Source organism: Desulfatiferula olefinivorans (genome assembly GCF_054657895.1).
Window position 1 is genome coordinate 169,431 of sequence record NZ_BAAHXV010000001.1, and the last position, 19,652, is coordinate 189,082.

The 19,652-nt window shown below is 61.6% G+C and carries 13 protein-coding genes; 5 read left to right on the forward strand and 8 right to left on the reverse strand.

What is annotated here, in order from left to right:
- Positions 1-70: 70 nt before the first annotated feature.
- A complete protein-coding gene (locus ACYQ11_RS00630; protein ID WP_459921795.1) occupies positions 71-1,273 on the forward strand; it encodes a TetR/AcrR family transcriptional regulator in 1,203 nt (400 codons plus the stop codon).
- A gap of 34 nt (positions 1,274-1,307) precedes the next feature.
- Complete coding sequence (locus ACYQ11_RS00635) at positions 1,308-2,480, forward strand: hydroxymethylglutaryl-CoA reductase (protein WP_459921796.1); 1,173 nt, start codon at positions 1,308-1,310, stop codon at positions 2,478-2,480.
- 12 nt (positions 2,481-2,492) lie between these two features.
- On the opposite strand, the gene ACYQ11_RS00640 is transcribed toward ACYQ11_RS00635, so the two are convergent.
- Positions 2,493-3,164, reverse strand: coding sequence for an endonuclease III domain-containing protein (locus tag ACYQ11_RS00640; RefSeq protein ID WP_459921797.1), 672 nt, complete (start codon positions 3,162-3,164; stop codon positions 2,493-2,495).
- A gap of 104 nt (positions 3,165-3,268) precedes the next feature.
- Here ACYQ11_RS00640 and serC point away from each other — a divergent pair, with 104 nt between their 5' ends.
- The gene (gene serC, locus ACYQ11_RS00645) at positions 3,269-4,357 is read left to right on the forward strand and encodes a 3-phosphoserine/phosphohydroxythreonine transaminase (protein WP_459921798.1); all 1,089 of its coding nucleotides are present in this window, start codon (positions 3,269-3,271) and stop codon (positions 4,355-4,357) included.
- Entirely contained in the window at positions 4,338-5,042 is a 705-nt protein-coding gene (ung, locus tag ACYQ11_RS00650) for a uracil-DNA glycosylase (RefSeq protein ID WP_459921799.1), read from the forward strand. Before serC ends, ung begins: the two co-directional genes overlap by 20 nt.
- Before the next feature lie 16 nt (positions 5,043-5,058).
- Here ung and ACYQ11_RS00655 read toward each other — a convergent pair whose 3' ends face one another.
- From ACYQ11_RS00655 to ACYQ11_RS00685, 7 genes are all read right to left on the reverse strand, one after another.
- A complete protein-coding gene (locus ACYQ11_RS00655; RefSeq protein ID WP_459921800.1) occupies positions 5,059-8,004 on the reverse strand; it encodes a DUF748 domain-containing protein in 2,946 nt (981 codons plus the stop codon).
- Between the two features lie 27 nt (positions 8,005-8,031).
- Positions 8,032-8,709, reverse strand: coding sequence for a flavodoxin family protein (locus ACYQ11_RS00660; RefSeq protein WP_459921801.1), 678 nt, complete (start codon positions 8,707-8,709; stop codon positions 8,032-8,034).
- A 110-nt stretch (positions 8,710-8,819) separates the two neighbouring features.
- Positions 8,820-13,082 (reverse strand): acyl-CoA dehydratase activase, encoded by a 4,263-nt coding sequence (locus tag ACYQ11_RS00665; RefSeq protein ID WP_459921802.1) that lies wholly within the window; start codon positions 13,080-13,082, stop codon positions 8,820-8,822.
- Between the two features lie 152 nt (positions 13,083-13,234).
- Positions 13,235-14,266 (reverse strand): molybdopterin-binding protein, encoded by a 1,032-nt coding sequence (locus tag ACYQ11_RS00670; RefSeq protein ID WP_459921803.1) that lies wholly within the window; start codon positions 14,264-14,266, stop codon positions 13,235-13,237.
- Complete coding sequence (locus ACYQ11_RS00675; protein WP_459921804.1) at positions 14,263-14,880, reverse strand: FmdE family protein; 618 nt, start codon at positions 14,878-14,880, stop codon at positions 14,263-14,265. The genes ACYQ11_RS00670 and ACYQ11_RS00675 overlap by 4 nt, the downstream gene beginning before the upstream one ends.
- A 254-nt stretch (positions 14,881-15,134) precedes the next feature.
- Entirely contained in the window at positions 15,135-16,571 is a 1,437-nt protein-coding gene (locus ACYQ11_RS00680) for a sigma-54-dependent transcriptional regulator (protein WP_459921805.1), read from the reverse strand.
- On the reverse strand, positions 16,568-18,055 hold the full coding sequence (locus ACYQ11_RS00685; protein ID WP_459921806.1) for a sensor histidine kinase: 1,488 nt from the start codon (positions 18,053-18,055) through the stop codon (positions 16,568-16,570). Before ACYQ11_RS00685 ends, ACYQ11_RS00680 begins: the two co-directional genes overlap by 4 nt.
- A gap of 153 nt (positions 18,056-18,208) precedes the next feature.
- Between ACYQ11_RS00685 and ACYQ11_RS00690 the strand changes: the two genes are divergently transcribed.
- Positions 18,209-19,624, forward strand: a complete 1,416-nt coding sequence (locus ACYQ11_RS00690; protein ID WP_459921807.1) for a sigma-54 interaction domain-containing protein — start codon at positions 18,209-18,211, stop codon at positions 19,622-19,624.
- Positions 19,625-19,652: the final 28 nt, after the last annotated feature.

Here is a 19,652-nt window from a genome sequence, read left to right on the forward strand (position 1 = left end):
GGCGAAGTAGAATATGATTCATTTTTCTCAATGTTAATGATATTTCAAAATAAATTCTATTTGGGTGCATATGACTGAAATGACCACCCGGCAGCGGATACTGCGGGAAGCCGAAGTGATCATGGCCGATCGGGGACGTTCGGCCACCATCGCCGAGATCGCCTCACGGGCGGGTATTCGGGATTCCGTGGTCTACCATTATTTCAAGAACAAGGAGGATCTGCTGTTTTCCATCGCCGAAGAGCGTCTCAGGGACATCCGGGAAAAGATGGACGAACAGCTTCTCGGCCTTCCCGATCCGGTCAGTCGCCTGCGGAAGCTTATCGTGTTCCGCTTGTATTATCTGGACCGGCACCGGGACTACGGCCGGCTTTTGCTTTTCGAATGTCGTTCGAACCTGGCGTTTTATCATCATCCGGCCTTTGACCAGGCCCGCTGGTTCCTGATCGCCCTGGGCCGGATCATCGAGGACGGCAAGCGGGCAGGGGTGTTCCGTCAGGATTTGAACCCACGGCTGGTGAGGGACGCCGTCTTCGGGATGATGGACCTGGTCAATCTCGATCAGCTTCTCAACGACGAGGCGGCCCCCCGAACGGATTTCGAGCCGGTTCTTGACCTGATTTTACCGATGATCACGGCGTCGCCCATGAGCGCGCCGGCGGCCGCGGACAAGCGCCGGAATATTCTGTCGGCCGCCGAGGCGGTCTTTGCGGAGAAAGGGTACGACAGCGCCACCATCTTTGACATTGCCTCCCGGGCCGGGGTCGCTGACGGAACGATCTACGATTATTTCGCGAACAAGGAGGACCTTTTGTTCCGGACCCTGGAAGACGGGTTCCGCCCCTCGGTCCTGAAGACGGGGTTTCAGGATCACCTGAACGGCGACGATGCCGCGCCCGGGCGCAGCGACACCCTTGGCGCGCTTTCACGGTTCATCCGCCTTCTGTTTATGATCGGTCTGACCCAGCCGTCGTTCGCCCGGGTCTTCATTCTCCACGGGATTTTCAACAAGGCCTTTTACCGGTCCGGGGCCTTTGGGGCCTTTGATCGGTACATGGACCGCCTGGGGCGAATCATCGACGAGGGAAAAAAAGACGGGACCCTTCGTCCCGATACCGACCCGGTCCTTGCCGGCCGTCTGATTGTGGGCGCGTTCAGCCACATGACCCTGCGCCGGCTGGTCACCGAAAAAAAGGTCGCGATCGACGGGGCCGGGGAGATCAACGCCATGGTGACCCTGCTCACCCGGGCCCTGGTCCGGACCGACGCATGATAAGGCTCTTTACCCTTAACCCAAAAGGAGTACCATGATGAGAACACGCCTTCCCCGGGAATCCGGTGCAGGGGACTACAGCCGAGACATGGCGGACAAACGACGGGCCTTCGTCGAAGCGCAGGCCGGGATCACCACCCGCCACATCGGTCAGTATTCATTCGATCCGGCCGAACTGCCCGGCAACATCGAGCTGTTCAGCGGTGTGGCCCAGATCCCCGTGGGGTTTGCCGGCCCCCTTCTGATCAACGGTGAACACGCCAGGGGGGAATTCTTCATTCCCCTGGCCACCACCGAGGGCACCCTGGTGGCCAGTTACAACCGGGGCATGAAACTAATTCACGAAAGCGGGGGCGTCACCACCACGATTCTCGACGACGCCATGCAGCGGGCCCCGGTGTTTCACTTTGAAAACGCCCGAAAGACAAGGGATTTCGGACTCTGGATCACGGAGCATTTCAAGGAGATCAAGGACCGGGCCGAATCGACCACCCGGTCGGGCAAGCTGAAAACCATCGAACAGTACCCGGTGGGCAAGCTGATGTACCTGCGGTTCAACTATTCCACCGGCGACGCCGCCGGTCAGAACATGGTGGGCAAGGCCACCTTCGAAGCCTGCCGGTGGATCACATCCCGGTGCCCGGACATCGTGCGCTATGTGCTGTCCGGCAACATGGACACGGACAAGAAGCCGTCCCGCCTGAACATGCTCCACTCCCGGGGAAAACGGGTCACGGCGGAAATCACGATCCCGGCGGAGTTGATGAAAAAGATTTCCGGCGCCTCGGTGGACCTGCTGGTCCAGCAGCGGCAGGTCAGCAGTCTCGGGGCCTTTCTGGCCGGGTCCAACAACAACGGCTCCCACGCGGCCAACGGCATCACGGCCATGTTCATCGCCTGCGGCCAGGACGCGGCCAATGTGGCCGAATCCTGCGCGGGTCTGGTCTATGTGGAGAAAACCCCGTCGGGCGATTACTATTTTTCGATCACCCTGCCCTCGCTGATCGTGGCCACCCACGGGGGCGGCACCGGCCTGTCCACCCAGAGGGAATACCTGGAACTTCTGGGCTGTCACGGCCCGGGCAAGGCGCCCAAATTTACCGAACTGGTGGCCGGCACCGTCCTGGCCGGCGAGCTGTCCCTGGCCAGCGCCGTGCTGGCCGGCGACTGGGTCTCCAGCCATGACAAATACGGACGAAACCGATAAGGGCAGGGGGCGTCAGCGGCTTCGGGCGACGCCGATTCTCCGGCACATGGACGAGACCGGACAGCGGGAGCAGTGGGGGCTCTGGGGCCGGCAGAGGACCTGGCCGAAGGCCACCAGGATCTCGTTGTAGGTGATCCAGTGGCGGCGGGGGAGTTTTTGGCGCAGGGCCGTTTCGGTCTGGTCCGGGGTTTTGGTCGTCACGTAGCCGATGCGGTTGCTGATCCGGTGGACGTGGGTGTCCACGCAGATAGCGTCCTTGCGGTAGCCTTCGACCAGAACCAGGTTGGCGGTCTTGCGGCCCACGCCGGGAAGGGTCAGAAGGGGCTCGATCTCGTCGGGAACCACACCGCCGAAGGTGTCCAGAATCATGCGGCTGATCTCGAGGATCCGTTTGGCCTTGGTCGGGTAAAAGCCCACGGGGTAGATGGCGCCTGCGATAACCTCCTCGGACAGCGTGAGCATGGCTTCCGGGGTATTGGCCAGGGCAAACAGGCGTCTGGCCGCCTCGGCCGTGACCTCGTCCCGGGTTCTGAGGGAAAGGACCGTGGAGATCAGCACCTGATAGGGGCCGGCCCCCGCGTGGGACATCAGGGTGATCACCGGCGCGTCCCAGTGTGTGTAATGCTCCGAAAGAACCGCGATAAACCGGTCGATGGAGAACCGCTCCGTTTTTTCCGTCGTCATGGCCTGCCTCGTGATTTATTTCGCGAAACTATAGTTCATTTTTTAAAAATATGATACAGCAGGGCCACGTTTTTTTACGATCAACCCCCTTTTGGAGCATCACGATGACACAGCATCGCATTCACAATTTCAATGCGGGCCCCTCGGCCCTGCCCCTTTCCGTTCTCGAAGACATCAAGGCCTCCCTGATCGATTACAGGGGCAGCGGCATGTCGGTCATGGAACTCAGCCACCGGTCGGCCTGGTTCGACGAGATCCTCGGTGACACCCTCGTCCGGATCCGCCGCCTGATGAGCCTGTCGGACGAGTATGAGATTCTGTTCATCCAGGGCGGGGCAAGCCTCCAGTTCGCCATGATTCCCATGAATTTCCTGGGCGAGGGCGATACCGCCGATTACGTGGACACGGGACTCTGGTCGTCCAAGGCCATCGCCGAGGCCCGGATCCAGAACAAGACCCTCCGGGTGGCGGCCTCGTCCAAAGACCGGAACTACGCCTACATCCCGAAAGACATTGCTGTCGACCCGAAGGCCGCCTTCGTCCATCTGACCTCGAACAACACGGTCAAGGGCACCCAGTGGCATGCCTTCCCGGAGACCTTCTCCGTGCCGATCATCGCGGACATGTCCTCGGACATCCTGAGCCGCCCCATGGACATGACGAACGTCGGCATGATCTACGCCGGGGTGCAGAAAAACATGGGTCCGGCCGGAGCGGCCCTGGTCATCATCCGCAAGGATCTGCTCGACCGCGTGCCCGACACGCTGCCGACCATGCTGTCCTACAAGACCTTCGCCAAAAACAATTCGATGTTCAACACGCCGCCCTGTTTCACCATCTACGTGGTCCGACTGGTCATGGCCTGGCTGGAGGAAAACGGCGGGGTCGAGGCCATGGGACGGCGCAACGCGGAAAAAGCCAAAACCCTGTACGACGTGATCGACCGGAGCCGGGATTTTTACACAGGCACGGCCGATACCGACAGCCGCTCCCTGATGAACGTGACCTTCCGCCTGCCCGACGAGGGGCTGGAAAAACGCTTTGTGGACGAAGCCCTCAAGCAGGGCATGGGCGGTCTCAAGGGCCACAAATCCGTCGGCGGCTGCCGGGCCTCGATCTACAATGCCACGACCCTTGACTCGGTGTCGGCCCTGGCCGACTTTATGCGGTATTTTGAAGAAAAACACGGGTAAGCCCGGCCCGGACGTCGGGCTCGGAACGCTGATTGATCCGTCCTGGGCCGACCGCGTCCCGATGATCGAAGGGGGCGCGGCCCTTAGGCTTCTTGAAAAAACCCGGCGGCTGCGCCGGACCCGGACCCTCTATCCTGAAGATGACCGGGTGTTCGCCGCCCTGAAACGGGTTCCCTTCGACGCGGTGCGGGTGGTGATTCTGGGCCAGGACCCCTACCACGGCGAGGGGCAGGCCATGGGCCTTGCCTTTTCCGTGCCCGAGGGCGTCGCCGCCCCGCCGTCGTTGAAAAACATCTTCCGGGAACTGGCCGAGGACACGGGCCTGCCCGACCGCCTGACCCGCAGCACGGATCTGGGCGACTGGGCCGATCAGGGGGTCCTGCTGCTCAACACCAGCCTCACCGTCGAGCAGGGCAAACCCGGCGCCCACAAAACCCTGGGCTGGACCGCCCTGACCGACCAGATCATCACCACCCTGTCCGAACAGCGCCGGGGCCTGGTGTTCATGCTCTGGGGCGCCCCGGCCCAGGCCCGGGCCCGTCTGATCGATCCGTCCCGGCACCTGATCCTGACCGCCCCCCATCCCTCGCCCCTGTCCGCTTACCGGGGCTTTTTCGGCTGTCGCCATTTTTCCGCCGCCAACGCCTGGCTGACCGGTCACGGTTATCCGCCCATCACCTGGTAAGTCCGTCCGCCGTCATTTACTTCAGGCCCAATTCCACCCGCCCGGGCCGGAACCCGTCGTCGGGAACGGCAAGGGGCGCTTCCGGTTCGACCAGAAAGACCCGCTCCGCCGAAACGGCCGGATCCGCGAGAAGCCGGGTCATGGTCTGCCGGGCCCGCCTGACGGCCAGCATCCGGAGGTCGCCGTCGGTGACAATCATCCGGCTCAAAAGGGCCGCTTCCATCTCTCCTTCGGTCAGGGCGGGATCGGAAAGGGGCTTGGCCGACGGGTCGTCTCCCGGATCGATCACCTCTTTTTTGTAAAGAAGGCGCAGGGCCCAGAGCCGGTCTTCGGCCGTCAGCGCCATGGCGGAAAGCGCCTTGTCGTCCACGGCCTTAGCGGACCGGGCGGATCGCTGCAGCACCGCCGTCCGGATGCTGCGGTCCAGGCGCCGGGCGGCCAGGGCCGGTCCGTCGGTCTTGGGGTCCGCATAGCCCATGACCTCCATGGACAGGCCCGGCCGTTCGACCAGAAGTGTCCGGAGGGCCGAAAGCTTCTGCTCTCCGGGTTCGTCCACCACCGCCCGACCGGCATCGAATTCGACAAACCGAAGCTCCTCACCCCCGCCCACCAGGGAGCCCACCAGCGCAAAGGGCGATGTGGCGGCCTTGGTGATCAGATTGACCAGGGATTTGAGCAGCGCCTTGCCCCAGCGGAACTCGGGGTCATCGGTGCGGCCCGAGACCGGCAGATCGATGTCGATCACCCCTTTTCTGTCCTTGAGCAGGGAGACGGCGAGGCCCAGGGGCAGAGGCAGGGCGTCGGGACTGTCCACGGTTTTTCCCAGGGTGAACTGATCGAGAACCAGACGGTTGCCCGCCGTGATGGCCTTTTCCTTGATGTGGTAATCCACGTCAAGGGAAAGCTTGCCTTTTTCGATGGCCCGGCCGACGTATTTGCCGGTGTAGGTCGAAAAGGCGGTCATGTCCACATTACCAAGGCCCAAATCCAGATCCACGAACAGATCCTTGGAAAGGGGGTTGATCCGGCCCGAGATTTCAAGGGGTGCGGTGCCGTCCAGGGTTCCCTTGGCTTTCACATCGGCGGCCTTGAAATCCTCGGAGGTCAGGCCGGTCACGGTCAGGGTTTTCAGGGCAAGGCGGGTGGCGAAGGGCGGCGTGAGACTGCGGTCCCTGAAACGGACCTCGGTGCCGTTAAGGGCCAGGGTGCCGATGCGGACGGGGACGACAGCCGAGGAAGCGTTTTCGTCACCTTTCTCCTCGGGCGTTTTGGGCGACGCCTCCTTTGTGCCTGCGATGGTGCTGAGGTTCAGGGCGCCTTTTTCATCGATCAGGATCCGCTGTTTCAGCCGGTTCAGCGTGACGGCGTCAATAGCCACCCGCAAGGGTTCCATGGCCAGGGAAAGGTTGTCGAGGCTAACATCGTCCCAGGTCAGAAACGGTTCGTTCGTGTCCCGGTCCACCGAGGCAAAGTCCCGCACGGCGGCGTCCGCGGTGACGGTGAGCGCCATGGGCTGATCGGCAGGCATCGTCAAACGCAGATGCCCTTCGGTTTCAAACCGTCCCCCGGTGAGGCCCAGGCGGATCGGTTCGGGAATGTAGGGCTGGAGCCAGGCCAGAGAAAAATCGGACAGGGCCGCCTCGCTGTCCACGGACAGGGGGCTGAGCGTCAGGTCTGTTCCCAGACGAAGGGGGGCGGCGTCGTTGATCCGGGCGCTCAGGTCGACACGGGAGACCTGGCCGTCGACGGTGGAAAGGGGGGCCGCGGTGACGGACAGGCCGGAAAGAACGGTGACCGCCGGGTTCTTTTGTCCGGGTGCGTCATGATCCGTGAACCGGATCAGGCCCTTTTCGAGCACCAGTCGGTCGATGACCAGGGCCGGGGACGGGGCGTCATCCGCCTCCTGTGTCGTCGTTTCGTCCGCCGGGCCATCGTCCGGGGTGACCAGCCCGGTCAGGTTGAATGCGCCGTCCGCGTCACGCACCACGTCAAGGGTCGGCGAATCGATCCGGACCTCGCCGAGATGCATCCGCTTGTCCGTTACCGGCGACGGCAGCAGGGAAATATGGAGGCCCGTAAGGGAAAACAGGTTTCCGCCGTGATGATCGGTCAGGGCAAGATCGGACAGGTGGAGGGCGCCCTCGGCCTCGACCACGGATTTTCCCCCTTCTTTCCGAAAGGCGATGCGGGCCGTCAGGTCCAGCAGGCCCCGGTCGACGGAAAGATGGACCCGCTCCCTGGGCAGATGGGCCGCGTAACGGGGAAGGGCGAGGCCGGTGAGCCCCAGGTCCAGGACGGTTTCCAGGCTGTCCTTGAAGGGCTTGGTCTTGACGTCGGCGGTCAGGGCGGCCCCGTTGACCGAGCAGGACAGGGCCGGATGGGAAAACCGGTCGTGCTGCTTGGGAAAATTGCTGATCAGCGGCAGACGGAAGGTCAGGGGCTCGACGGCGTGGTCGGCCCCCGCGGGCAGATCCCGATAGGTGACCCTGCCGTTGTTGACCGCGATGTCGGCCACGGCGAAATAAAAGGGCCGGGCACCGTCTTTTGCAGGGACGTCCGTCGGTTCTTCGGGGGCCGTGTTACCGCCTTTCAAAAGATCGGAAACATTGAAGGTCGTCTCGTCCAGCCGGACCAGGTTGATTTCGGGGCCGTCCAGGCTCAGGCGTTTGACCACCAGTCCCCGCTTGAGAAGGGACAGGATTTCGGCGTTCACGTACAGGCGGTCGAACCGGACGAAGGGCGCCGACCCGTCCGCCTCCATGACCGAAAAGCCCCGGACGGTCACGGACAGGGACAGGGGATTGACCCGGATGTGGTCGATGGCGACGGGCCGTCCGAGAATCCCGGCCAGCCGGTCCGGAACCATGCGGGTCAGCAGGGCGGACACGCCGAAAAAAACGAGGACGACATAGGCGGCCGCAAGGCCGGCTGCAGCAATTACACTCTTACGTTTGCGGGTCATGTGCGCGTTCCTGGAAGAGGTTGTTTTTTAAAGGGATTCGGGATAATGGCGTTGCCAGTAATCGTATTCATAGGGCCAGTCTTCCTTGCAGTACATGACCAGGTCTTTCATGCGCTGATGGAAGTTTGAAAGCCGCTCGGATACGTCGGCCGGGATCGTCCGGGTCTTCCAGGCGGCAACCAGGTTCCGGCCCAGGTCGAAGGCGGCCTGACGGATGGATTCGGGAAAGGCGTCCCCCTCGATCAGTCCCATGGTGGCAACGGCCGAGCCCACGGGGACCATGCCGGTCATGATCATGAAATGGTTCATGAACTCGGCGATGGGCGCTTCGTCGCCGCCGCCGGAGGTGACCACGGATACCCCGAATTTGCCCGTGAACGACCGGCAGTGCACCGGGCCGCAGCAGCGGTCCATGAAGGCCTTGAGCTGGGCGCTGACACTGAAGATGTAGTTGGGGCTGCCGAGAATCAGGCCGTCGGCGTCATGGATTTTGTCGAGAAGGTCCGGGAACTCGTCTTTCTGGACACAGCGCCCCCTGACGTGACAGACATCGCAACCCCGGCAGGGCTTGACGGTGTCCCCCTTGAGGATGACGGTTTCGTTGTCGGCCCCCACCGACCGGGCTCCGGCAATGACCTCGGCGGCCAGCCGCGCCGTGCTGCCTTTTTGCCCGTGGGGACTTCCGATCAGGGTGATAAGTTTCATGGGTGCTCCTTTTGGGGTTTGGAGGTTTTGGAAAAAATGCGGTGCACGGACACAGGGACGAACACGTGCGGTGCACGGACACACGGACATTCACGGACGGACACGGACGATCACGGACACACGGACGGCGCACTGATGTCCGTGTTCGTCCGTGGCTGTCCGTGCTCGTCCCTGTGTCCGTGAATTTGCCTTCCCCTCGGAAATGTCAAATAAGGTATCACACTCCGGTTCCTGAATCCACCGGTGCCGTCATACGTGATGGACACCACGGGAATGCCGGTGACCCGTTCGATCTCCTGCTTCATGGCCTCGGTGACGATGGAGGGGCAGCAGAAGGCCGGGGAAGCCTGAACAAACAACGACAGATCCGGGTGCTGTTTGGCCAGATAATGAACCTTCAGGATGTTTTCCATGGATTCCCCCGTGTTTTCCGGCTTCACGTGAAAGGCCGAAAGGATGGCTTCCGGATCGTCGTCGTAGGCATGGAGCGGTTCCCGTGTCACCCGTTCGAAGTAGCGGTGATACTTTTTCTCGATGAGTTTCATACCCGTGACCAGAGCCTTGACCGACACCAGGTTCATGTAGAGCCCTTCGTTGAACCATTTCCTGAAATACATGGGGGCGATCATCTTGCCCATGTCCGTGTAGGGCGTGGTGATCACTTCCCCGCCGTTTTCTTCGATGAACCGGATCAGGTCCTGGTTGATCACAGGGTTGTCCCGGACGTAGAGATCCCCGAAAATCGCCACCTTGGGCCGTTCGTGTTTTTCTGTTTCGATCCATTCGAACCGGGAGACGATCTGGGAGACGGCCTCTTCCTTGGGCCGGTTGCCGAGAAAGGCGTCTTCGAGAATCGCCGCGCTTTTCTCGATAACCCGGTCCGTGGCACCTTTCTCCCGTTCGTAGGGCCGGATCATGCAGCCCATTTTCCGGATCATACCGCCGAACATGTGGGAAAAATAGGCGTTGATCGAGGCCCGCACCGAGATGTCGATGAAGGTCAGCTCCCCGTGGTAGACGCCCGCCTTTTCAAGACCGTAAGCCGGGAACAGGGAGGCGATGAAGTTGGGATAAAGTTTCAGGTTGCAGGTGTTTGACTTGCTGATCCACAAAAGGGTTCGGGCGGGATCGAGATCGTGTTTTTTCACGGTTTCGGCAAAGCCCTGGGCGATGGCGTTGGCCGGGGTGCACTGGCCGGTGTTGAAGGTGAGGCTTCGGGAAATCGTGGCCGGTGTTTCCTCGATCAGATAGGTTTCGATACCCTCCCGCTTCAGCACCGCCGCCAAAAGCCGGCAGGTGATGGGATCCCAGTTGGGCAGCACCAGATTTTTCCCGGCGAGCTTTTTCGCCGCGGTGAAAAACATCGGGGCGTAATCCGGCGTCTTCGGTGCCTCGTCTGCCCGGGCGTGGTTGCGGAAGGCCCGCACCGCCGCCTCGATGCGTGTTTCGTATCCCACGCTGGAATCGTGTTCGTCCAGTTCCAGAATCAGGTAGGGCTTAGCCGTTTCAGCCATGATCTGTTTGAAATAGCGCAGCCCGAAGGAATCCGGCGTGCATTTGAAGGACGTGACAAACACCGGATAGACCCCGGGGGTTTCGGCCACGGCCTGGGCCGCCTTGAGGATGGTCGCGGGATAGTTCCAGTGAAGATCGGACAGAAGGGGCCGCAGCGGATGATTCTCGTCATCCGAAACAGGCACCATGTCCTGAAAGAACGTTTTGACGCCCAGGTTCCGAAAGATGTCCGGAATGCCGTTGTTGGCCGAGGCTGACAACACGGTGTAGGGCCGCCCCAGGAACACCACGCTCACATCGTCCGTCTGGGCCCGTTCCCGCGCGTAGAGGGCCTCAAAGGCCCGGAGGTGTTCCTCTTTGGCCGTAAAGGCCCGGTCATAAGCCTGGGATACCTCGAAGACCGACAGCGAAAGGCCCATTCCCCTGAGCATCCGGTAGAGTTCCATCTTGGTGTGAAAGGGGCTGTACAGGTATTTCAGAAGGGGGGTGAGTACCCGCCTCCGATCGTTTCCGGCCATGATGGACGGGATGTACTGTGTGTAGTAGCAGAACTGCCGCCGGGCGTTTTTGTTTTTATTTTCGAGATAATAGGGCAGAAACACCACATCGGCCCGGCCCAGGAGGTCTTCCACCTGGCCGTACATGGCCGTGGCCGGGGCGCAGAATTCCGTTTCGGACAAATGTTTACCCCGTTTGACCGCGTCTTTCACGCCCTCGCCGGTGACGGTGCGGATGGACAGGCTGTGAAAAAACCGCTGCCAGTAGGGAAGATCCTCGGCCATGTGAAGGGCCGAGGGAATTCCGACCAGGGGGCCCCGGAACGACAGGGGCATCTCCTGATCGGACAGCCGCTGGATTTTCTTTCGTTCGGCGAGGAGATTGAATCCTGCCGTTTTATTGGCCACGAATTTTTTCGTGTCGTAATCCCGTCCGCAGAGGAATCCGTAGGCCACCGTTTCCCCGTCGATGTCCGCCACGGACAGTTTGCAGTGGTTGGTGCACAGCGGACAGATTTCAGACCGCACGGGGATGGTCTTGGTGTAAAGATCGAGCCCCCGGAAGGCCGAGGCCGGCACCGTCTCGTCCAGAAGGGTCAGGGCCGTACCCAAAGCCCCGGTCAGGTGGCAGAATTTCGACACGAGAACGGGCTTGTTCAGCCGCTGTTCGAAGGCCGCCACCAGGGCCTGGTTTTTCGCCGTGGCGCCCTGGAAGAGCACCACATCGCCGATGGCTCCTTCGTTGGCCACCTTGATCAGGTAGTTGTCGCGGACCGAATGAAGCACCGAGGCCAGCACCTCGTCGACGCTGTAACCTTCGGACAGGTAATGATTGAGATCCCGCTCCATGAATACCGTGCAGCGGTCGCTGGACTGGGGCGCCCCGACACCCAGGGCCCGTGCGGCGTAATCCGACAGGGGACAGCCCAGCTTCCGGGCCTGTTCCTCGATGAAACTGCCCGTGCCCGCGGCGCAGACATTGTTCATTACGGCCGAGGTCACCCGACCCTGTTTGAGGGTGGTGAACTTGGCGTCCTGCCCTCCGATCTCGATGATGGTATCCACGTCGGGGTTGAGCGAGACGGCTGCCCGGGCGTGGGCCGTGATTTCGTCGAGAACGAGATCCGCTCCGATCATCCTGCCGATATACTTCCGGCCCGATCCGGTGGTGCCGCAGGCGATGATGTCAAGGGCCACCCCTTTGTCTGCCGCCAGACGACGGTCCAGGGTCTCGAAAATGGCGCACACCGCCGAAAGGGGATTGCCGGCGGTCCGGGTGTAGAAGCCGGCCGCCGGCTCTCCCGTCTGGTCGACGATCACCGCCTTGGTGCTGGTGGACCCGATGTCGATGCCCAGACAGACCTTAAGCGCCTGCCCTTTTTCAAACTCCCGGTAGAAATCGGTTTCCACGGGATTGCCGGGGCTTTTTCCGCTTTCGGGCGTATATAAAAAACGCTGGGCGCTGTCGAACACGGGATAGTCTGATCGGCTGAGCAAAAGCGGGGGCAGAGCCGGACCCTTGTTCCCCTTGTCCCTTACAAAGATCGTCTCGCGTGAAAGTCCGGGAACCCCCTCGGCCGGAAGGCCCTTGTCCAGGTCGGCCAGACCCGACAGGGCAGCGCCCAGGGCACCGTAGAGATGGGACAGGTCATCGACCGCCAGGCCGACGCCGGTCAGCTGTTCGAGATGGCGCTTCACGGCCCGGTTTTTGGAAACCCCGCCGCAGAACAACATGGGGCCCTCGGCCCGGGTTCCGCCGCTGAACAGCGTATCCACGATGTTCTTGGCCAGCCCGTAGCAGAGACCGTCGCTGATTTCCGACAGGCTGTAGCCTTCCTGCTGGGCGTGGATCAGATCGGTCTTGGCGAACACGGCGCAGCGGGAGGCGATCAGCGGAAAGGGATTCTCGTTTTCGAAGGCCACCCGGCTCAGGGTTTCGATGTCGGCCAGATTCAGCCGGCCGGCCTGCTGATCGAGAAAGCTGCCCGTTCCGGCGGCGCAGGAGGTGTTGGTTTTGAAGCTTTTGTAGTTGCCGGCCTCGTCAAACCGGATCAGGCCGAACTGTTCGCCGCCCACCACCAGGATGGATCGGACGTTGCCGTGACGGGACCTGGCGGCGGCGATCACCGACACCTGATTGTCGTAGACCCCGTGGGCCTTGACCCTCCGGGGGGTGGAGGCGGTTTTTACCACATGGGAAATACGAGTAAAATCAATGTCGGCGAGAAGACGGTCGAGGCCGCCTTCGATGTCGCCCCTGTGAAAGGCATAGGCGGTGTTGACGATGGCGCCCTCACGGGTGATTTCAACAAGCGACACGGACACCGAACCGATGTCGATGCCGAGAATGTGTAAGGTCATGGCTTCTCCTTAAAGGAAGGGTGCACGGACGAACACGGACACACGGACAGACACGGACGTTCACGGACACACACGGACGGCGCGCTGCGGTCCGTGTGTCCGTGCCTGTCCGTGGTCGTCCGTGTGTCCGTGTTACACCAAAGGTCACGCCCCTACCGTCCCGCCTTCCCAAACGGGCAGGCCGGAAAATGACAGACCGGGCAGTCCAGGCAGAGGCCGCCGTGGGAAAGGGCGGCCAGATCCCGGTTGTCGGGATGGACGCCGGCCAGGAGGCGGGGCAACATCAGGTCGAAGACCGTCCGCTCATGGTACAGGGCACAGGCCGGAATGCCCATGACGGGCAGCTCGCCCCGGTAGGCCAGAAGAAACATGGTGCCGGGCAGCACGCCGGCCCCGTAATACTCCCGGTGAACCCCCATGTCCCGGATGCCCAGGCGGGTCACGTCGTCGGGGTCCACGCTCATGCCGCCGGTGGTGATGATCAGGTCCGTGCCTTTTTCTTCGAAACCGTTGAGGGTCTGGGCGATCACCGCCCGGTCGTCGGGCAGAATCACCGTTTCTAAGAGCGTCGCCCCGTAAGCGGTCAGCTTACGGCGCACCACGGCCTCGAACCGGTCTTCGATCAGGCCGTCGTACACTTCGCTGCCGGTGACGGCCAGGCGCACACGCAAGGGTTTGAAGGGGAGGACGGCAATCACCGGGGCGGCGTCGACGGCCAGGGCCACGGCCCGGTCCAGCACGTCCCGGCGGATGGAAAGCGGGACGGCCCGGGTCCCGGCGATTTTCCCGTCTTTTTTCACCGGGGTGAAGGTGTGGATGCTCGCGCACATCACGTCGGGAATCATGTTGAAGGCGATGAGGGCTTCCACATTGATGACCGCAAGGCCGTCGTGGGCGGCGTACAGCTGGAGCTTGCCCTCCGAGGGCCGCTCCTCGATGCGGATGCCCGGTCCTGAAAGGGCCCGGGCCAGTTCGACCACGGCCTCGTCCTCATGAATCTTTCCGGCCTCGTCCTCATGGACATAAAGGTGTCGCTTGCCCAGACGCATGAGCCGGCAGACATCTCCGGCACCCACACGATGGCCTTTGCGAAAGGCCGGGCCTTTGAACTCGCCGGGCCTGATTTCCGTGATATCGTGGGCCAGGGCCAGGCCCACGGCGTCTTCGACCTTGATGGTTTTCATGATGCACCCCGTGTCGTCATGTCGATTTTGAGCGGATACCTGTAATACGTGTCGCCGGAACAGAAACGGCAGAGTACGCGGCCGTTGTCGCGGATTTCCCGGCCGTCCCGGACCACGGCGCCGCAGGCGTCGCACACGGCTTTGTACCGGGTGGGGCCGGGGTAATCGGTGTCCGGAATATCGACCCGGACCTCAAACACCTCGAACAGTTCGGACAGCGGCATGCGCTTGTAAGCGTCGAGCTGAGCCCGCCGGGGGTCCTCGATGTCCGGGGCGTAGACGGATACCAGCTCCCGGGACCGTTCGGTGGAGACGATCCGGAAGGCCCGGGCGGTTTCAAGGTTCACGAAGGTGGCGGCCATGATGCCGTAGTCCTTGAATTTCAGGGACCGTCGCCCCAGTTTTACCCCGGTCACGTAGGAAATGGCGTCGGTGGCGCAGCGGTCGATTTCCACGTAGACGATCAGTTTTTTGATGTCCGGCCCGGTTTTCGTGTCGTCAAGGCCGATCAGGGACAGACCCAGAAGGGCCATCCTGACCCCGATGACCTGGCCGGCGCACAGATGGCCGTGGGTCCTGGCCGACCCGGCCAGGAGGGTCTCAAAGGTTTCCATAGTATTTCCCCTTGCGGTAAGCCGGCATGTGTCTCACGGGTTATTAAAAGCACATCATCCTTATAAAAGCCACCGTAAAAATTTTCCGCCCGGACGGCGGGCTTTTTCGTCTCGTTCAGATGCAATGCGTCGTCATTGCGTTCATGTGCGAACCACATATTGTACACATATGTACTACATGTCAAGGCCTTTGTTCGACACAGCCTGCCGGATGGGCACACCCCGTGTTTTTTGGAGCCTTGCCGGGGTGAGGCTCAGGTGTTTTTCACGACGGATGATCCGATTTCGATATCGTATTTGGCGATTTTTGCATGCAGGGTCGGCCGGGACAGCCCCAGAATCCTGGCGGCCCTGGACCGGTTGCCGTCGGCGGCCTTGAGGGCTTCGGTCACCAGAAGGGCCGAGAATTCATCGACGCAGCGGTCAAACAGATTGTCCTCGGTCCCCTGGGAGATCCGGCGCCTGATCCAGGCGGCCATGCTTTCCTCATGGCCGGCGCCCTCGTCCTTCCGGTCCGGGAGACGGGTGTTTTTCAGCACATCCTCCCGGGAGACGGGGTTGCCCCGGTTGAAGATCAGGATCTTGCGGATCACGTTGGACAGTTCACGCACATTGCCCGGCCAGGGGTAGGCAGACAGGCTCACCAAAGCCTCGTCGGTGAAGCCGGGGCTTACCACCCCGCTTTCCCGGGCATAGCGTGTGAGAAAATACCGGGCCAGCAGGGGAATGTCTCCCTCCCGTTCGCGCAAGGGGGGAAGCTGTACGGTCACCACCTTGAGGCGGAAATAGATGTCTTCACGGAAAAGCCCTTCTTCCATGGCCTTTTCCAGATCCCGGTTGGTGGCGGCGATGATGCGCACATCCACGGGGATGGTTTCCCTGCCCCCGATGCGCTCGATGCTTTTCTCCTGGAGCAGCCGCAAAATCTTGGACTGGAGTCCGGCGGGCATGTCGCCGATTTCGTCGAGGAAGACCGTGCCCCCGTTGGCCTGCTCGATCTTGCCTATTTTTCGGGTGGTTGCGCCGGTAAAGGCCCCTTTCTCATACCCGAACAGTTCGCTTTCGAGGAGGGTTTCGGGAATGGCCACACAGTTGATCACCGTAAAGGGCTTGTCCGACCGCGTGCTGTGCTGATAGATGGCACGGGCGGCCAGTTCCTTGCCGGTGCCCGATTCACCCCGGATCAGCACGGTGGCGTCGCTGGCCGCCACCCGACCGATGGTTTTATACACATCCTGCATGGTCCTGCTCCGGCCCACGATGGATTCCCCTTCGGAGGAATACCCGGAGTCCTGCCCGTCATCGAGGGTCACCGGCCGGCGCATGAACCGTCCGGCGTCCACGGCCTGGGCGATGACCGTGAGCAGGGACGGGATGTCAAAGGGTTTGAGGATGTAGTCGAAGGCCCCCTGCTTGATGGTTTCGATGGCGGTTTCCGTGGTGCCGTAGGCCGTCATGATGATCACCGGCAGCTTGGGCTGCATCTTGTGAATCACGCCGAAGGCCTCAAGGCCGTTCATTCCGGGCATCTGCATGTCCAGAACCACCAGGTCCGGCACATCCTCGGCCAGCATGCGGATGCCTGTTTCGGCCGACGGCGCGGTGGTCACCTGATACCCTTCATGGGCCAGCAGCCTCTCGAAACTTGCCCTCAGATTGTCGTCATCGTCGATGATCAGCACCTTGCTCATGATCGGTTTTCCTTTGTCGTTTCCGTAAACGGAGGCAGAATGATGGTGAATGTGGCGCCTTCACCCGGCAGGCTGTCCACGCGGATGGCCCCCCCGTGATTGTCAATGATCCGCTCGGCGATGGACAGTCCGAGCCCCGTGCCGTCCTCCTTGGTGGTGAAAAAGGGAAGAAAGGCCTTTTCAAGGGCATGGGCCGTCATGCCCGGTCCGTTGTCCCTGAACGTCAAGACGCAGGCCCGGGGTTCGGGGCCGGTGTCCGCCCGCTTCTCCCGGATGGTGATCATGCCCCCCCGGCCCATGGCCTGGCAGGCGTTTTCGATCAGATTCACGAACACTTCCTTGAGCTGTTCGGGGTCGGCTTTGATGTCGGGGAGCACGGCGTCCCGTTCCAGCCGCACCGTGACATCATAGGACTTCAGACGGTGGGTCAGAAGCTGGAGGGTCATGTCCACCACCGTGGAGGGGCTGATCCGCTGCATCTGGAGGCGCGGGGGCCTGGAAAATTCAAGAAAATTCTGGACAATGGTGTCAATATGCTGGATTTCCTCGGAGATGACCATCAGGTCCTCGGCCTGGTCTTCGTCCAGAGACAGGGACCGGTTTAAGGAAAACAGGCGCATTTTCACCGAGGTCAGGGGGTTCCTCACGCTGTGGGCCATGCCGGCGGCCAGCTTGCCGACCATGGCCATTTTTTCGGCCATCACCAGGTTTTCCCGGCTCTTCTCAAGTTCCTCGTGGGCCTGACCGGCATCCCGGAGCAGATGCTCCACGTTGTCGGTCAGGGCCTTGACCAGGTCCATGGGCGGATGATCGCCGCGGCGGCGTTCTGTTTTCATGGTCAGGATCCGCAAGGGCTCCAGCACCTGTCCGATGAGCATGGCCCCGAGAAACAATCCGGCGCCCACCTGGATGAGCAGGGCCGTCACCGTCATTTTGCGGAGGCGTGCGGTCTCCCTGCTGCTGTTCGATCGGGCCCGGCTGATTTCCCGGTCCTGATGGGCCTTGTAGTCCTCACACAGAGCGAGAATGGCGAAAAATTCCTCCCTGAGCTTCTGGTGAAGATCGATGCCGGCATCCTGATCACCCCGGGAATAGTGGTCGAGGACCACGTCCTTGTCGGTGACATAGGCGTTGTAGCGCCGGTCGATGCGGGTGAGAATGTCGGCGGCCTCGGGGGTCGTTTCCCTGTCCCGGATCTGGGCCAGGCGGGCCTTGAAGGTCTGTCGCCATTCCCCCAGCTGCCGGAGCCAGGCCGGGTCCTTGTCCATCACATAATAGGACACGAAGCCCTTCTGGTTGACCAGGGCGATTTCCAGGGCCTCGGCCGCCTGGTAGGCGGCGATGTTGTGGTCCAGGACCTCGCGCACCATGGTTTCCACCCGATAGGTGTACCAGATCATGGTGCCGCCGCCGACGAGGGACACCAGAACCAGAAGGCTCAGGGTGGCCACCACCCGCGCTCTTAGATTGATGACGATCTTCATGTTGTTTCCGCCCCCTTTCCGGCCCATCCGTTCGGCCCGTATGAACGTGAATAAAACATATTGAAATATTCTTCAAGATGCAATATGAAACAATTTAAAACATCATGAACCCGGCCATCGGGATTTTCAGATCGAACCCAAGGACAACAGACGATGATCAGCCTTCCCACGCCCCAGGTCAGCAGGCTTTTGACCTCCGCCGTCGATTTCACGCGGATGTTCAGCGACATCCCCGTGGGTCTGGCCGTGCTGGACCGGGATCACCGCATCGTGTTCGTCAACCAGGCCTTCGAGGCCCTCACGGGGTTCTCCCTGGCCCAGGCCTACGGCTATCCCTGCCGCTGCATCATGCGGAGCAGGCTCTGTGTCCAGAACTGCCCGGCACGCAGCAGCAAAAAACAGCACAGGTCTCACACCGTCGAGAGCGACATCGTGAACCGGGACCGGCAGAACCTTCCGGTCCGCCTGACCATCGCTCCCATCCATGATCCTGACGGCAACCATCTGGGCTATGTGGAGACCCTTGAAGATTTGCGGATGATCAAGCAGCTCCATGTGCGCAAAAGCCAGGCCTACAGTTTTTCGGACATCGTGGGTCGGAGCCCCCAGATGGAGCGGGTGTTCCAGACCCTGCCGGTTCTGGCCCAGAGCGACGCGTCGATCCTGATTACCGGCGAGACGGGCACGGGCAAGGATCTGGTGGCCGAGGCCATCCACCAGACCTCGGGCCGGGCCGCTGGCCCCTTCATCAAAATCAACTGCGGGGCATTGCCCGAAACCCTTCTGGAATCGGAAATTTTCGGTCACAACAAGGGCGCCTTCACCGGGGCCGTGGAAAACAAACCCGGCCGGTTTCGCCTGGCCCACAACGGTACGATCTTTCTGACGGAAATCGGGGATCTGCCCCTTTCCCTCCAGGTGAAACTCCTGACCTTTCTCGACGACAAGGTCATCTATCCCCTGGGCAGTACCACGGGGTTCAAGGCCAACGTCCGCATCATCGCCGCCACCCACCGGGACCTGGAACAGATGGTGCGTGACAAACGGTTTCGCCAGGATCTCTTGTTCCGCCTGAACGTGGCCCGGATCCACCTGCCGCCCCTTCGAAAGCGTGAGGGGGACATCCGGCTGCTTCTGGATCATTTCCTCAACGGTTTCGCCGCCCAGATCGACAAGGCGGTCCAGGGGTTCACGCCCCGGGCTCTGGAATGCCTGACGGCCTACCGTTATCCGGGCAACATCCGGGAGCTTCGCAATATCGTGGAATACGCGGCCAACATCACCAGCGACGTCCGCATCGATCTGGAGCATCTTCCGGCCTATCTGCTCGATGCCGCTCCTTTGCCTGTTCCGGCTGACGAGCCGTCTCCGGAGGACACAGGGCTTCCGGACGCCCAGCCGGCCCCTGTTTCGGAGACGACGCCCCGCACCTGGGCTCTGGCCGAGCGGGACATGATTATGGCGGCCCTGATCCGGGCCAAGGGCAAAAAACACCAGGCCGCCGACATTCTGGGCTGGGGACGGAGCACCCTGTGGCGCAAGATGAAACTTTACGGACTCGACCAATGACCGTCGGCCCGCGTTCGGGCCGGACAGG

Bases quoted from the DNA above. Each gene is read 5' to 3' on its own strand.
- ACYQ11_RS00655 (WP_459921800.1), bottom strand. From the start codon at position 8,004: ATGACCCGCAAACGTAAGAGTGTAATTGCTGCAGCCGGCCTTGCGGCC.
- ACYQ11_RS00630 (WP_459921795.1), top strand. From the start codon at position 71: ATGACTGAAATGACCACCCGGCAGCGGATACTGCGGGAAGCCGAAGTG.
- ACYQ11_RS00675 (WP_459921804.1), bottom strand. From the start codon at position 14,880: ATGGAAACCTTTGAGACCCTCCTGGCCGGGTCGGCCAGGACCCACGGC.
- ACYQ11_RS00680 (WP_459921805.1), bottom strand. From the start codon at position 16,571: ATGAGCAAGGTGCTGATCATCGACGATGACGACAATCTGAGGGCAAGT.
- ACYQ11_RS00640 (WP_459921797.1), bottom strand. From the start codon at position 3,164: ATGACGACGGAAAAAACGGAGCGGTTCTCCATCGACCGGTTTATCGCG.
- ACYQ11_RS00635 (WP_459921796.1), top strand. From the start codon at position 1,308: ATGATGAGAACACGCCTTCCCCGGGAATCCGGTGCAGGGGACTACAGC.
- serC (WP_459921798.1), top strand. From the start codon at position 3,269: ATGACACAGCATCGCATTCACAATTTCAATGCGGGCCCCTCGGCCCTG.
- ACYQ11_RS00685 (WP_459921806.1), bottom strand. From the start codon at position 18,055: ATGAAGATCGTCATCAATCTAAGAGCGCGGGTGGTGGCCACCCTGAGC.
- ACYQ11_RS00690 (WP_459921807.1), top strand. From the start codon at position 18,209: ATGATCAGCCTTCCCACGCCCCAGGTCAGCAGGCTTTTGACCTCCGCC.
- ACYQ11_RS00660 (WP_459921801.1), bottom strand. From the start codon at position 8,709: ATGAAACTTATCACCCTGATCGGAAGTCCCCACGGGCAAAAAGGCAGC.
- ACYQ11_RS00665 (WP_459921802.1), bottom strand. From the start codon at position 13,082: ATGACCTTACACATTCTCGGCATCGACATCGGTTCGGTGTCCGTGTCG.
- ACYQ11_RS00670 (WP_459921803.1), bottom strand. From the start codon at position 14,266: ATGAAAACCATCAAGGTCGAAGACGCCGTGGGCCTGGCCCTGGCCCAC.